At 42.6% G+C, this 13688-nt stretch carries 14 protein-coding genes; 7 read left to right on the plus strand and 7 right to left on the minus strand.

The window, feature by feature from the left end:
• The first annotated feature begins 7 nt into the window (after nt 1–7).
• Nucleotides 8–589 carry a chemotaxis protein CheB gene (locus BIT28_RS01805; protein ID WP_075761932.1) on the plus strand — a complete coding sequence of 194 codons (582 nt, stop codon included), beginning with the start codon at nt 8–10 and terminating at the stop codon, nt 587–589.
• Between the two features lie 2 nt (nt 590–591).
• On the plus strand, nt 592–1605 hold the full coding sequence (locus tag BIT28_RS01810) for a GGDEF domain-containing response regulator (RefSeq protein ID WP_075761933.1): 1014 nt from the start codon (nt 592–594) through the stop codon (nt 1603–1605).
• Nucleotides 1606–1711: 106 nt separating this feature from the next.
• On the opposite strand, the gene BIT28_RS01815 is transcribed toward BIT28_RS01810, so the two are convergent.
• Nucleotides 1712–3154 (minus strand): coiled-coil domain-containing protein, encoded by a 1443-nt coding sequence (locus BIT28_RS01815; RefSeq protein WP_075761934.1) that lies wholly within the window; start codon nt 3152–3154, stop codon nt 1712–1714.
• A 606-nt stretch (nt 3155–3760) separates the two neighbouring features.
• On the opposite strand from BIT28_RS01815, the gene BIT28_RS01820 reads away from it, so the two are divergent.
• Both BIT28_RS01820 and BIT28_RS01825 read left to right on the plus strand, forming a co-directional pair.
• Nucleotides 3761–4441, plus strand: coding sequence for an FMN-dependent NADH-azoreductase (locus BIT28_RS01820; RefSeq protein WP_083651695.1), 681 nt, complete (start codon nt 3761–3763; stop codon nt 4439–4441).
• Between the two features lie 249 nt (nt 4442–4690).
• Nucleotides 4691–5002 carry a hypothetical protein gene (locus BIT28_RS01825; RefSeq protein WP_075761935.1) on the plus strand — a complete coding sequence of 104 codons (312 nt, stop codon included), beginning with the start codon at nt 4691–4693 and terminating at the stop codon, nt 5000–5002.
• Between the two features lie 51 nt (nt 5003–5053).
• Here BIT28_RS01825 and BIT28_RS01830 read toward each other — a convergent pair whose 3' ends face one another.
• Complete coding sequence (locus tag BIT28_RS01830; protein WP_075761970.1) at nt 5054–6703, minus strand: phosphoethanolamine transferase; 1650 nt, start codon at nt 6701–6703, stop codon at nt 5054–5056.
• 27 nt (nt 6704–6730) lie between these two features.
• Complete coding sequence (locus BIT28_RS01835) at nt 6731–7087, minus strand: diacylglycerol kinase (protein WP_075761936.1); 357 nt, start codon at nt 7085–7087, stop codon at nt 6731–6733.
• 490 nt (nt 7088–7577) lie between these two features.
• Here BIT28_RS01835 and BIT28_RS01840 point away from each other — a divergent pair, with 490 nt between their 5' ends.
• Nucleotides 7578–8690, plus strand: coding sequence for a protein kinase family protein (locus BIT28_RS01840; protein WP_075761937.1), 1113 nt, complete (start codon nt 7578–7580; stop codon nt 8688–8690).
• A gap of 36 nt (nt 8691–8726) precedes the next feature.
• Here BIT28_RS01840 and BIT28_RS01845 read toward each other — a convergent pair whose 3' ends face one another.
• Both BIT28_RS01845 and BIT28_RS01850 read right to left on the minus strand, forming a co-directional pair.
• Nucleotides 8727–9950 (minus strand): sensor domain-containing diguanylate cyclase, encoded by a 1224-nt coding sequence (locus BIT28_RS01845; protein ID WP_083651697.1) that lies wholly within the window; start codon nt 9948–9950, stop codon nt 8727–8729.
• A 420-nt stretch (nt 9951–10370) separates the two neighbouring features.
• Nucleotides 10371–10880, minus strand: a complete 510-nt coding sequence (locus BIT28_RS01850; protein WP_075761939.1) for a porin family protein — start codon at nt 10878–10880, stop codon at nt 10371–10373.
• A gap of 222 nt (nt 10881–11102) precedes the next feature.
• Here BIT28_RS01850 and BIT28_RS01855 point away from each other — a divergent pair, with 222 nt between their 5' ends.
• Both BIT28_RS01855 and BIT28_RS01860 read left to right on the plus strand, forming a co-directional pair.
• Nucleotides 11103–11408, plus strand: a complete 306-nt coding sequence (locus BIT28_RS01855; RefSeq protein ID WP_075761940.1) for a hypothetical protein — start codon at nt 11103–11105, stop codon at nt 11406–11408.
• Between the two features lie 186 nt (nt 11409–11594).
• The gene (locus tag BIT28_RS01860) at nt 11595–12131 is read left to right on the plus strand and encodes a methyltransferase domain-containing protein (protein ID WP_083651701.1); all 537 of its coding nucleotides are present in this window, start codon (nt 11595–11597) and stop codon (nt 12129–12131) included.
• 12 nt (nt 12132–12143) lie between these two features.
• Here BIT28_RS01860 and BIT28_RS01865 read toward each other — a convergent pair whose 3' ends face one another.
• Complete coding sequence (locus BIT28_RS01865; RefSeq protein WP_075761941.1) at nt 12144–12641, minus strand: hypothetical protein; 498 nt, start codon at nt 12639–12641, stop codon at nt 12144–12146.
• Nucleotides 12642–12750: 109 nt separating this feature from the next.
• A complete protein-coding gene (locus BIT28_RS01870) occupies nt 12751–13626 on the minus strand; it encodes a GGDEF domain-containing protein (RefSeq protein ID WP_075761942.1) in 876 nt (291 codons plus the stop codon).
• Between the last annotated feature and the right edge of the window lie 62 nt (nt 13627–13688).

Below are 13688 nucleotides of genomic sequence, written 5' to 3' on the forward strand. Positions count from 1 at the left end.
TGTTGAAATGAGCACGAGCAGGCATTATCGAGCAGTAGTCATTGGCGTTTCAGCCGGAGGCTTGGCTGCGCTAGATAAAATATTGCCAGCTCTTGACCGCACATTTTCGCTTCCTGTCTTGGTTGTTCAGCACGTCAGCCCGACATCAGAAAATTATCTACCCATTCACTTCAGCCAACGATGTTTGCTGGAAGTTAAAGAAGCGGAAGATAAAGAGCAGATAGAGGGAGGGGTGATTTACTTCGCTCCTCCCAATTATCATTTGCTGGTTGAATACAACCAGGCAATAGCGCTTTCGACAGAGGAACGGGTGAATTTTTCCCGCCCTTCCATTGACGTATTGTTTGAAACAGCAGCTGATGCTTATTTAGACGAGTTAGTCGGGGTGGTATTAACCGGCGCAAACTCAGATGGTGCTGCCGGAATGGCACGAATTAAGCAGTTTGGAGGGTTGGCTGTGGTTCAGTCTCCTGAGACCGCAGAGGCTGAAGCTATGCCAAGGGCGGCTATTGAGGCCGCAGACGTTGATTACATCCTTCCCTTGAACGAGATAGGCTGTTTTTTAAATTCACTTTGTACCACTGACTGATTATGGCTATTCCCAAGATACTGATTGTTGATGATAGACCAGAAAACCTGCTGGCTCTGGAAGGCTTACTTGAGCCTTTTAATGTTGAGCTGATAAAAGCCAACTCAGGCGAAGAAGCCTTGGCGCATACGTTGGATCATGACTTTGCATTGATATTGCTTGATGTACAGATGCCGGGAATGGATGGTTATGAAGTTGCCGAACTAATGCGGGGAAATAAAAAAAATAAACATATCCCGATTATTTTTGTTACCGCAGCCTCGAAGGCCCCTTCGCATATCTTCAGAGGTTATGAGTCAGGCGCTGTTGATTATTTGCTTAAGCCCCTTATTCCTGTGATGTTTCAGAGTAAAGTAGGTGTCTTTATCGAACTCTATGAACAGAAAGAAGCGTTGCGCGAAAAAACTCAGGAGTTTGACCGCAAGCTTGTTGAGCTTGAAGAGCTTCAGCAGCAACTTGAAGAAACAAACGAGCAGCTTCTGTTGCTTTCTACCACTGATGGTTTGACTGGATTGTTTAACCGTAGGCGTTTCGATGAAGTGCTTAATGAGGAGTGGAAGCGGGGAATACGTTCACAGCAGCCGCTTTCTTTTATCATTTTGGATATTGATCATTTCAAGGCCTATAACGACACCTACGGGCATCAGGCAGGAGACGACTGTCTCAGGGAGGTCGCTCGTACGCTGGCAAGTGTTCCATTGCGTGAGATGGATAAAATAGCCCGCATCGGCGGTGAAGAATTTGCCATTATACTTCCAGAAACTGACCGTGAAGGCGTCATGTTGGCGGCAGAGCGGATCAGGGAAAGTATCGATGAGCTGAATATTCCGCATAGCTCTTCGTTGTCACACCAGCATCTGACTATCAGCGTCGGCGTCTCTACTGTAGTTCCTGATTTGGCATTTTCATCACGAAAATTGCTGGAGGCTGCCGATGATGCCTTGTATGAAGCAAAGCGCCGTGGCCGGAACTGTTGTTGTAGCACGGAAGTAATAAATCAGGCCGTGAATTTGTAATAAGACAAACGTGTGCTGTAACAATGAGTAGTTCAAATTTAAGAGCCCTAATCAGCACCTGATTAGGGCTCTTCTCTGTGGCTTAGCTTTGCAACAGATTAGAGTATTAGGCAGTAGCTTGCGTTAATTCGACTGATTGTTTCTTATCACGTTTGGTGGCAAGACTATGCAAATGCAAGCCAGATAGTGTCAGGGCGATACCGGTAATAGAGCCAATAAGCGCGAGAGTGCCAAACCAGAATAAACCGACCAGCGTTAGTGTCTCTTTCTTGACGTCTTTATAGTGGCTGACATTATCGATATACGATGCCATTCGATACACTTGGTTAGAAAGTGCAAGAGTATTGGTTTCGATTTCTATAACGCGAATATCGTAGCGAAGCTTGTTATTGGCTTGCCTGATTTCGTTGATGTATTGCTTTTCGCTGGAAAAGGCAATGTCGATCTCATCAAGTTTGTTGTCTAAGTTCTGAAGTGCGGACTTCTTCTCTTTTAGTAATCGGGCTTCCCTAATGGCAAGGTTCTTGTTGCTGGCGCTTACGGCTTGATTATAGCTACGTGTAAGTGAGCTTATTTCATCTTCTTTTTGCTTGATGATGTCATCTTTGAGCGACAGTAAATCAGAATAATAACCATCGAGGAACTCGACAGACTCAAAGTCGGTCTTATTTTGTTTTCCGGTGATAGTCTTGTCGTTTATGTTGCTTAGCTGCTCTTCGACATAGCGTATCTTTTCATCATAATCTCTCCTGACTGAATCAGAAGTAAAGAAGTTCGCGTCGTCCAGCGCTTGCTGTTTCTCGATAGTGAGTGAGCTTATCTGCTCGAGTAGGCGGGTACGCTCCTTTTGTACCATATCAACAGAGCCTTGTGATCGCTCAAGACTAGATTTGAATCTTTCTTCTTTCTTAAGAGAGAGTTCTCTTAGTAACTCTGATTTTTCCAACTTCAGCTTAGTGAGCTCACTGCGTGCCGTATTCAAAGACCTTCTGAGATCCGGAACATTTTTAGATAGCCGCGCATTTTGTGCCACTAAGTTAGCATGTTGCTGCCGGTAGTTCTTATCAACCGCCTCTTTGTCAGTAGAGATTTCCTGCGTTTTTACTTCATAGTCTTGTAATGCAATTAGGATGTTTTCGTCGTTGTTCTTGATTTGGTTTTCAATTTTACTGATCTCAATCTCATTCAAATTGATTTGGTTATTAATTGAAGAGAATGCTCTTTCAAAGCCATTTAGAAGGGTTTCGAAGGTGATTAGGCATAAGAAGCAGAGCATGATCAGATACATAATAAACGATTTTCTTGAATGCCACAGCCCGATAACAAATGGAATTTTGGTCAGTTCTACCAGTGAGATCATGACGAACGGCGCTGAGAGGGTAAATGTACCGATTAGGTTATCGCCATTCAATATCAGCGATATTGAGATGCAAAGGCCGATGAACACAACAATAAGTTCAACGAACCAGGCTATTTTTCGAAGAAAACGGCTGTGTTTATGCAGGTTATTTAGATCATTGTCTAGATGTGATTCATTTATATTACTCATTGACAAGCAGACTCTCTCGATTAGGTTATAAGCTACTGGTTTTATATTATTTGATTAAGTTACATATTTATATTTACACCTAATAGAACAGTAAATATGAAACCAATTTAATACTTGGTTCTTAGTTAGTGGTAAAGGGTTGTTGTTAATGAAATTTTTTACGTTGTACTTTCTGGCTCACAACAGCGCAAGTTTAAAATGTCAAAAACGGGATACTCTTGTAAACATTTATAAAGCCAAGCGGTTTTTTTATCGTGAACGATATCAATCGAATAGGACTGCATTTGCATATGTTCTATCGATAGTATTGAAAGGTTTCGGCTCTGCTTGTCTCTGTAGTGACAAACAGTCGATAATATCAGGGCAATAAATATTTGCTTTATAGCCGCCTGTTTTTTTGTTGCACTCACTATGAAAAGTGATGATGAGTTAGATATCAGCAACAGTATTGAAATTAAGTGTTTGTTTTTATTGGTAATAAATAAGGTTTTTAGCCGTTCGAAAAATTCGAACAACTCTAGCTAATTTTTACGCTATCTTGATCTGTCTGCTGTCCCTATAGTTATTCCAACAGCAACAAGCATCGAATCTAGTAAGGATAGCAATATGTCTAAAGTTCTCGTTCTTAAATCAAGCATTCTAGGTGATTACTCTCAGTCAAATGGCCTGATTGATCATCTGGTAAATTCTCTTGAAGGCAGTGCCTCTGATATTACAGAGCGCGACTTAGCCGCTCAGCCTCTTCCTGTTCTGGATGGTGAAATTGCTGGTGGCCTGCGCGGTGGAGATGAGTTATCAGAGCGCCAGAAGGAAACATTGGCAAAATCTGATCAATTGATTAATGAGTTGAAAGCACACGATACGATTGTTATTGCCGCGCCAATGTATAACTTTCACATTCCTACTCAACTAAAGAACTGGATCGACTTGGTTGCGCGCGCAGGTGTTACGTTTAGTTATACAGAAACCGGGCCGGTTGGTTTAATCACAGGCAAGAAAGCCATTGTGGTTACTACTCGGGGCGGCATGCATAAAGATGGTCCAACAGATGTAATGATCCCATATTTGAAAACAGTACTTGGCTTTATCGGCATTACCGATGTCGAGGTGGTGTATGGTGAAGCGTTGGCCATGGGGCCTGAAATGGCAGAAAAAGCGATTTCAGAAGCAAAAACTGAGCTCGAGAATCTGAGCGCGGTTGACCGTAAGACCAGCCAGGAAGATGTCGCGCCACAAAAACCAATTTCAGCTTGGAAAAAGCTTTTGAGCAAGTTGGGAATTAATTAATAAAGCTTCGTTAAGTTATTGATAGGGACCGTAATTAGATTCAGTGCCCGAATTGATAGATGGTGATGTTGCGGTGTCTAAATATAACCAATGTGAATTTTTTCAAAAATTCTATACGTTCAACTTCTGTTTAGCTTCAGAGAGTAACCTAAGTCCAAAGCCGATTGTTTCTGAAGTATTACAAGGTAAATTTGTTTTACTTAAAGAAACTATTGGTGGATACAATATTATAAAGATGGAGAATTTAAGATGAAAAAGGTAAATATTGCGCTATCGTCTGTATTGATTGCATTTTCTTCAATGTCATTTGCTGATATAAGCATTTCTGATACACAAAATGGTGCTTGGATAAAAGTGACAGATAATGGAAAGCCATCTGCAAATGCTGTTGTTTCCGTTGAAAATCAACCACAAGTGAAAGGTACTTATCAGACTGATGATAGTGGTCGTGTATTTATTCCACTTTCTTTGAATAGCTCTAGATCTGTAAAATATAAAGCGGTAACTGAAGATGGTAGTGAATTTAACCGCTTTGCTTTCCATGGTGTTCAGAAGCGTTAATTAAAAGACGACCTTGCTGTCACCAAAGCCGCCTTTTCACGGAAGAGAGGGCTAGTTACGGCACTGGTAAAATATGTCCATTCCCGAATTATACACTTCCGTTTCTACATCCATGATGCCCAGCATCGAGTGAAAAATATTATCTTGCGAGTAGCTGTTCTTCTCGGCTGCCTGTTTAAGGCAGTCTGTATTAATCTTTTTACTCTTTGAAAAGCCACTTGAAAACCAAGCCATCATCGGCACTTGAGTTTGATGATCTGGTGCAAGGCTATACGGTGTCCCGTGTAAATATAAGCCATTTTCACCCAAGGACTCGCCATGATCAGAGATATAGAAAAGCGCTGTATTATATTTGTCTTCCAGCTGTTTTAGCTTGGCAATGGTTTGGCTTATTACGAAATCTGTATACAAAATAGTATTATCGTAAGTATTTATAATCTCTTCTCGGCTACAGTTTTCAATATCGCTGCGCGGGCAGTCTGGCATGAAGAAGCGTTTATCCTCAGGGTAGCGCTGATAATAGGTTGGTCCGTGACTACCTATAAGATGCAGGGTTAGCATACGGTTACCTTTCATGGCTGAGATATCGTTATCAAAGCTTTCCAGTAGTGCCATGTCGTAACAGGTACTTCCGTTGCAAAACTCATTCTTGACGTTACGCTGTATCTCTAATAGCGGAATACGCTTGGCTACATCTTTGTCGCCTCCGTCATTTTCTTTCCAAAGTAGCGAAATCCCTGCGCGTTGCATGATATCCAGAAAGTTATCCTGATTATTGGCCCGTTGTTTGTCATAGCTGCTTTGTGGCATGGCAGAATACATACACGGGACAGAAACCGCTGTAGCGGTGCCGCATGAACTGACATCCCGGAAAGAGATCATGCCCAAATCACGAGTATAGAGGTTGGTTGGGCGTTCATAACCATTGAGTTCATAGTTTTGAGCCCGAGCCGTTTCACCAAGGACAAAAACAAAAAGCGTAGGTTTAGATTGTGCTGCTGTTAAAGCTGTATCGCTTTGTTTAGCATCTAGGCCAATTTGTTTGTATTCGATAGGCTCAGCGAAATAGGTATTGTTGATGTATTTCGCGGCGCTGTATACATAATGAGTCGGAATGATCATTTTCTTTAGGTAGCTGTTGTTTCTCCCGACTGAGCTATAGTCTTTGTAAAAGAAAAAAGCGATGATGGCAATGATAAGTAGTGAGGTGGCCATTGAAGCAACTTTCATTACAACGAAGCGAACAGGACCTTTATCATTCTTGATTTTAACCTTCCACAGAAATAGAGCAGGCAGAACTCCCATTACCATTGTCCAGAAAATGGAGTAATGACTGAGGTATGATGTTGCTTCACTGGTATCTGTTTCAAAAATATTTTCGATCATACCGTAGTCAAAAATTACGCCGTAATTGTACATAGCGTAACTGACCATGCTGGATACAATAAGAAGAAGGGCAAAGAAGGGCCGCGACAAGTAAGGCCAGCTAAATAAATTGAATATAAAGTTAAAGGCGGCAAAAAAGAACACCGGAATTGAAATAATGAAGCCAACCTTTACGCTCTCTAACTTGCTTAAGATCGTGTTCAGTTCAGATAAAATTGGAAAGTTCACTATGAGTGAAAAGTAAAGTGCGAGAAATATTGGTAAGCTAACAAAGGTTATTTCTTTATAAGATAAGAAATTTTTGATTTTATTCATGGCGTTATCAAATCGCATAGTTTGGATTTATAGTAAAATTACTGCCCAGATAAGAGCCGCTAATATGAGCGTGACAAGAACAGCCGCAGAAGCAATATCTTTTGCTCGTCCACTTAGCTCATGCCATTCGGATCCTGTTCTGTCAACGACAGCTTCAATAGCGGAATTAATCAACTCGACAATAATCACTAAGGCAAGGCTCCCTATAAGGGCGAGTTGTTCATATTTATCTACGGGTAATATAAATGTGGCTGCCGAAAGCACAGCCAATAAAATAACCTCTTGTCGAAATGCGGCTTCATACTTCCATGCCGCTTTCAGGCCTTGCAGAGAATAACCTGTTGCATGAATAATGCGGGTTAACCCTTTTTCTCCTGGTTTCATAATATCTTCATTATTGTTAGGCAGCCCTGAAAAATAATCTCAATTCCGAACGATTTTAAGGGCTGCAAAGTGAATAAAACGTGAGAAATGTTGCTTTGGCAGCAAGTGAATCTGAACGAAATTAAAGACGAATTAAGAGAAATATTAAATATGCGATGTGTAAGGGTCTGTCATGGGGCTGTGCACAATGTATTGAAAAGTATTATTGAACTTTGGCTTGTCGGAGAAATCTAATTGAAATTTTCAGTCTGACCTGAACTTTTAATCCTTGCTTTTAGTCTTTTATTGGTATGATTTTTTAGATGTTAGTGAAACTATATGCCTATTATTTCCTTTGCGTATTAATGATATTTACTGAGTTTTCATTACATTTAATGGCTGTATTACTAAGCTGCGGGAAAATTTCCCGTTCTATTACTTCCATCACTGTTTGTATGGCATCACAGTTTATATATTGGTCGCTTGTCGTATGACCGCTTATGGAGAAAAGATGATGGAACAACAACGACAACAAGCGCAGCTCGATTTTGTCAGCAGCGGACAAAATATTACAGTCGGTACCTTGGATGACCTACCGGTATCTTTAGAGCAGCTCAAAGCGACGACACCTCAGTCCGATTATGTGGTCGACACGTTTAATTCGGGTCTGACTGCAGTGGTATACCATCTTAGAATTGGCGGTACTGACTGGACTTTAAAGCAAAAGAGGGAAGTGAGCTTAGTCAAAAATATTGACGGACAGACTTCATTTTTAAATGAGGTTCAGCGAAGACGAGATATTACGCAGCTAAAGCAACGTGACCCAGATAGTTTTAAGCATATTGTAGATACTCAATTTGCATCTTATCAAGATGGTATTATTCTCTCTCCGTGGATAAAGGGCGAACTGTTACACACCTTGTCGGCTGATGTCTTCAGTCAGATATTCTCAGCCATCGTTAGTCTCGAACTGAATGGGCTCTTTGAGTGGGATTTTTGCCCGGGGAACATCTTGCTAGGCCCTCAGGGGGAGGTAAAGTTATTTGATTTTGGCTATATGTATCAGTTCAATCCTCTGCAGCACTTTAATAGCAACGGCAGGGCAACACCGCTTTTCCATGGTATCGAGCGGTTTGAAACGCGCTTTTTGTTTGATTACTTTTTGAAGAACCCGACGAATTTATCAGCGAAAGCACAGTTTGAGTTATACCGGGTCGAAAAACAATGCGCTCTGTCTGCCTATCAGCACAAGTTGCAGCAGCTGTCAGCGCTTGAGCCTGCCCAGGCTGTGATTGAACATCTTGAAGGATTAACCCGGCGCTGGCAGCGTGCGCTGGATAATGACGATGCACTTCATGAGCTCTACCTTATTGAAAGCTATCGTTCGAGCCTGCTTGACCTGCTTGATGATCTTCATGGCCAGTCATGCAGTGTCTATACGCTTAAAAAAGCGGATTGGGTACTAGAGTTAGTCGAATGTCATTTCGAAAAGCTGAAGGCAAATGAGGCTTTCTTCTTTGGAGATGAAACATTGGAGAAGGGAGAATTAGTGGCCAAGTTGAGCCGTCTTCGTAAAGATGCCGAAAAGTATCAGTTAGGCAAGTTACAGGAAGCGGTCAATTAGCAAGAGGGCGAGGGGAAGGGCACAGGAGAGGCCGCACTAACAGTCCCTCGCTGTGCTATTCGCTAGAACGGCTTGATTTTTACCATTGTGTTTCGCTTGGTAGAGGGCTTTGTCCGCTCGTGAGAGCAAATGTATTACACTGTGATCGTCATGCGAGAGGGTCGCAACGCCCATACTGATGGTAAATCTAAGTTGTGTGTTGTTGGTTGTGATCGTCTGCCTGGACACGTCTTTGCGTAGTCGTTGTGCGATAATCTCTGCCTGTTCGATACTTGTGTCTGGAAGTAACAATACAAACTCCTCACCGCCCCAACGTCCAATGTGATCGCTTTGACGAATGTTATTGCGACAAGTGGCGGCAAACTGCTTCAGGACTTCGTCACCGATATGGTGCCCATGTTGATCATTGATCGATTTGAAGTCGTCAATATCGATCAATACGCAACATAAGGGTAGTGAAAGAGCCTGGTGGGTACGAAGTTGATGTTCAAGTAATTCGGACATAGCGCGGCGGTTTATGAGCTCAGTCAAACCGTCATAGTTGGCTCGGTGCTCGAGTTGCTCGCGAAGCCGGTGCTGCTTGGTGATATCCATTGTTGTTACCTGAACAACACACTCGCCGTTCCAGGTGACAGGCCGGGACAACAGCCCTAGCCAGACAACTGAGCCGTCAACTCGATAGCACTTCGCCTCGGTTTTTATCGCGCTTTTTTGCCCGGACAGGAGAGCCTGGTTATTGCGGTGCGCCTGTTCATGAAACGAAGGATCGTACAAGGGCAGGATAGAGCCATTGGTGATTAGCGCCTCTTCACTGCTAAAACCCAATGCCTGTGCGTAAGCCTGGTTGCAAAACAGTGGTTCGAAATTACGGTGGACCAGTATTCCTTGAATGGAGCCATCAACCAGTTCACGGTAGCGCTTTTCACTGGCATGAAGCTTTTTTAGCGTATCGACATGATTGCTCAGATCCACGACCGTTGTCTGGATAGCAGGCACCCCCTGCCAGTCAATAATGTGATCGACAGTTAATACAATGAACTCGTTACCTTCGGTGTCGATATTTCGGTAGGTCTTGATGCTAGGCTTTTCTTCACCAGACATGATGGCATTGTAGGTCTGGATGGCGTTTTGTCGCTGATGGGGGGCAATAAGATGCAGTAAACTGTCGAGTGCCAGCATTTCCTCGCCAGTGTGGTGGCCGAAGAATTGAGCATAGATATCATCGGCATATAAAGGTTTGAAGTTTCTGTGTATAACCACACCATAGTGGGAATCTATCAGAAACCTTTTGTCAAAAGTTGGAATAACGTTTACCTACTTAATTATTTCAGTTCGATCTCAGTGCACTTCTAACCTTGTCCATCATGTTCAGAATCCCACTCAATGAAATAAACTTCAAGTGACTGTCGATGTTAAAGGTTATTATTTGAAGGGCGTCGTGGAAATGTAAGAAATATCGCCTGTTGTTCTGGATGGGACTGTATGAAAATATTGTTTATCATATGGCAGCTATAGCATACCTATGCTAGTTGGTTATGTGATAATAAATGCTTAATGGCTGTAAAGGTACTCTCGGAAAGAAGGGAAAGGAAGACAGTAATTTTGTCGAAATGCTTGCGTTTATATTATGTGAAAGAGGATAAATATCCTCTTTCAGGCGCTTAGCTATTAGAGGACCGATTAGAACTTATAATCTACTGACAACATGATTTGTTGTGAATAATCGATGGACGTGTCATTTTGATCATAGTTTTGATCGATGTACCGGTAAGTAATATCGGTAGACCAGTTTTTATTGAGCTCGTAGATTGCACCTATCTGGCCGCCCCAGGCAAAATCTGTTGAGCTGGATTGCTGTATCTTGCTGTCGGCTAGACCTGCAGAGACACCAGCATATAGTTCAACACGTTTTGTTACCGGGTGAAGGTAGTCATACGAGGCTAAAAGCAGGTCTTGTGATGACTTATCTATATAACTATAGGTACCCATCAGGCGGTGATGATCATTAACAATGGCGCCACCACGTAATTGGAATGTACTGTCTTCTCCGTTCTGATCAAATTTGCCCTTGATGCTGTCTTCCTGATAACCGACACCTGCACCAACAAACCACTCGGTGCTCGCAGCGTAAACTGGCGATGCAGCAACAGTGACCAACGTTAGAGTTGAGATAATCGATAATTTCCTCATCAGTGAAGCTCCTAATTGAGCCGAGGCTCCAATCACAAAATTGAAGCCTTGAGTCGGCTTCGAATGAACTATAATTATGGCCCCAAAATCAGCATTTTTCCGCATCAGACCAGCCCTAGAGCCTAATCCACTGTTGGCTTTAGAAAGAAATGGCCACCCCAAAAATTTATTCGCAATCTATACTTGAACTGTATTTGCTAATAGAGATCAGAGATAGGATAAATGTACGCCAAACATCGTTCATACACGCTTGCAGGGAGCACGCACCATCATGCGCATCTTGCCGTCAGCCCGACCGGGATATTATCAGTTGAAATCGAGGAGGAACATAAGAAGCTTGAAGCGGACTTTGATGATTTGTGCTTTTCGACACATGGAAAGATAACGGGCCTGGATTGTGTAGAGCATTGCAAGCCATCACATACACTATGGCATATTGATCTTACACCCAGTGATGCCAGAGATTTGACTCAGCTAATTGATGCAGCCAAGGAAGAATATGAAATTATTATGCGAGATCTTTGTTAATCACCTACAAAATTGTATGCAAAGAGTTTAATGGCTCATGGAATGTTAATCGTTTAAATACAATCATCATACTCAGGTATGATGTTTTTTTATCTCTGTTTATATGAATATTTTTTATCTGCTACCCACATCTTAATAAAATGAATATGATAGAACGTAATAAGAATTTTAGAAGTGGGCGAATTGATGACAATGGACAATGCACGTCAGGATCATTCGGCATTAGTAGAGAAGTTTGTCAGCGAGTTGAAGTTAGCCTCTCAGTACGGTGCAGTGTTGGACTTGGCCTGTGGTAGTGGTCGTAACGGCTTATATCTGGCAAGAAAAGGGCTACCGGTGGTGTTTGCAGATCAAGATCAGGAAAAGCTTGCCCGGCTTGATGAGATAATTAGCAAAGAGCAACTAGATGCAAAGACATGGCTTGTTGATCTTGAGACCGGTCACCCACTTGAAGGCAAGCAGTTTGGTGCCATTATTGTTTTTCGTTACCTCTACCGCCCATTGTTTGCCGCCATTAGAGATAGCATTGTCCCTTCCGGGCTAATCGTTTACGAAACCTTCAATGTCGGGCAGAGAGCCTATGGCCGCCCCCATAACCCTGATTTCTTGCTCAGGGAGAATGAGTTGGCCACTGAGTTTAGAAACTGGCAGGTTCTGCATCAGTTCGAAGGTGTGGTAAGCAAACCCCAAAGCGCTATATCCCAACTTGTCGCGCGACAATAGTGGCTACCGTCTCTATTGGTTGCGGCGAATGTTTTTGGCTAGTCGGCTGACATAGGCTTCCATTTCTTTTATGGAAGTAACGGTGGTGTTCTCGATCTTGCTGCGCGCAGTATTGAAGTTGTGGACGATGTTATTTCCGGTCGCTTCCATAAAATCGTCAGCCTCCATTTTGGCGAGGTGGCTTTGCAGCGCAGCATGATCGAGTTCTGTCTTCGCCTGACGACTTGTTTTTTGTGCCAGCTTATCTACAGAACTGCTTATGTGCTGCCATTTATCATGGGCTTCCATAGCGGCTAAATGGGCTTGCAGCGTGGCTTCATCTGATTTCCCTGCAAGGTGGTCAGATGCTTCTCCTAGTTTCTGGTTTACTTCAGAAAGCCGCTCCTTGGCGCGATTCCATAGCTGCTTGGTTTCATCAGACAGTTCGTCAGATTTTTCGTCAATCGTTTGGGTTATCTCCCGGATTTTTTCGCGGGAGCTGTTTATTTTCTCATTCAGTTGCTTTTTCATGCTGATTCTATCCGCGGTTAGGTTTCAATAGGCCGCTTCAAGTATAGTCACTCAGGCTTTACATGTGCTTCTAACATAGACTCAGTAAATATAGTTGTCTAAATAAGAGTTAAACGGCGACACGCCAGCAATTTCTTCCATCTGATTTCGCTTGGTATAGTGACATATCTGCACGTTCAATAAGAGTTGTAATATCGGTATTTACAGCGTGCTCGCTGACGATACCCAGGCTGACAGTACACTGTATTTGTTGGTGCCTGTGAAGGATTGATATGGCCTCTATATTGGTTCGAATTTCTTCTGCAATTTCCTTGGCTCTGTCTACGCCCGTATCATTAAGCAGCACGACAAACTCTTCGCCTCCCAGGCGCGCAACATGGTCATTTTTTTTGAGGGTTGATTTAACGATTGCGGCAACTTCCGTAAGCACGCGATCACCTAGTCCATGCCCATGGCTGTCATTGATTCCCTTGAAGTGGTCTATATCAAATACAATAACACTAACATGTTGATTTTCATTAAAAGGTTGTAGAAGCAATGACTGGGCCTTTTCAGTAAATGCCCGGCGATTGAGTAATCCTGTAAGAGGATCAACTTCAGCCAGATGTTTAAGTTGCTCGCTCTGATTCTCATGGAATCTTACCCAGCGGTAACTGCCTGCAATGAAAAGCAAAAAACCAAGGGGCTTGAAGGTAGCTTCTAATGCGTCTAATAAGGCTAACGATATTGTGAATTCATCAATCACATCAAGGTAGTGTCCGCTGAAGAGGAGGCAAGACGAAATAATGAGGGTCCGGTAAACCTCACGGGAATCCTTTAACGTTTCAGTAAAAAACATAAGGAACAAGCAACTTATTGCCATAACCCCTTCAATTAATACGTCGATATAGATAGTGGGCTCATTAGAAGGGTAATACAAAATGACATAGGTAAATATTGCAGAAATAACAGCGATTATCGCAAATTGGATTTTGAATCTACCCATGCTGTACATCCTAGTACTCCCCACAACTTCTTCTATCTAGGCGCTACTATATCACAGGGGAA

The organism is Photobacterium proteolyticum, from assembly GCF_001939735.1.
Lineage (GTDB): Bacteria > Pseudomonadota > Gammaproteobacteria > Enterobacterales > Vibrionaceae > Photobacterium > Photobacterium proteolyticum.

Excerpts from the sequence above, each read along its gene's own strand:
- BIT28_RS01865 (WP_075761941.1), bottom strand. The coding sequence starts at position 12,641 with ATGAAAAAGCAACTGAATGAGAAAATAAACAGCTCCCGCGAAAAAATC.
- BIT28_RS01810 (WP_075761933.1), top strand. The coding sequence starts at position 592 with ATGGCTATTCCCAAGATACTGATTGTTGATGATAGACCAGAAAACCTG.
- BIT28_RS01805 (WP_075761932.1), top strand. The coding sequence starts at position 8 with ATGAGCACGAGCAGGCATTATCGAGCAGTAGTCATTGGCGTTTCAGCC.
- BIT28_RS01825 (WP_075761935.1), top strand. The coding sequence starts at position 4,691 with ATGAAAAAGGTAAATATTGCGCTATCGTCTGTATTGATTGCATTTTCT.
- BIT28_RS01870 (WP_075761942.1), bottom strand. The coding sequence starts at position 13,626 with ATGGGTAGATTCAAAATCCAATTTGCGATAATCGCTGTTATTTCTGCA.
- BIT28_RS01840 (WP_075761937.1), top strand. The coding sequence starts at position 7,578 with ATGATGGAACAACAACGACAACAAGCGCAGCTCGATTTTGTCAGCAGC.
- BIT28_RS01860 (WP_083651701.1), top strand. The coding sequence starts at position 11,595 with ATGACAATGGACAATGCACGTCAGGATCATTCGGCATTAGTAGAGAAG.
- BIT28_RS01835 (WP_075761936.1), bottom strand. The coding sequence starts at position 7,087 with ATGAAACCAGGAGAAAAAGGGTTAACCCGCATTATTCATGCAACAGGT.
- BIT28_RS01855 (WP_075761940.1), top strand. The coding sequence starts at position 11,103 with ATGTACGCCAAACATCGTTCATACACGCTTGCAGGGAGCACGCACCAT.
- BIT28_RS01850 (WP_075761939.1), bottom strand. The coding sequence starts at position 10,880 with ATGAGGAAATTATCGATTATCTCAACTCTAACGTTGGTCACTGTTGCT.
- BIT28_RS01830 (WP_075761970.1), bottom strand. The coding sequence starts at position 6,703 with ATGAATAAAATCAAAAATTTCTTATCTTATAAAGAAATAACCTTTGTT.
- BIT28_RS01820 (WP_083651695.1), top strand. The coding sequence starts at position 3,761 with ATGTCTAAAGTTCTCGTTCTTAAATCAAGCATTCTAGGTGATTACTCT.
- BIT28_RS01815 (WP_075761934.1), bottom strand. The coding sequence starts at position 3,154 with ATGAGTAATATAAATGAATCACATCTAGACAATGATCTAAATAACCTG.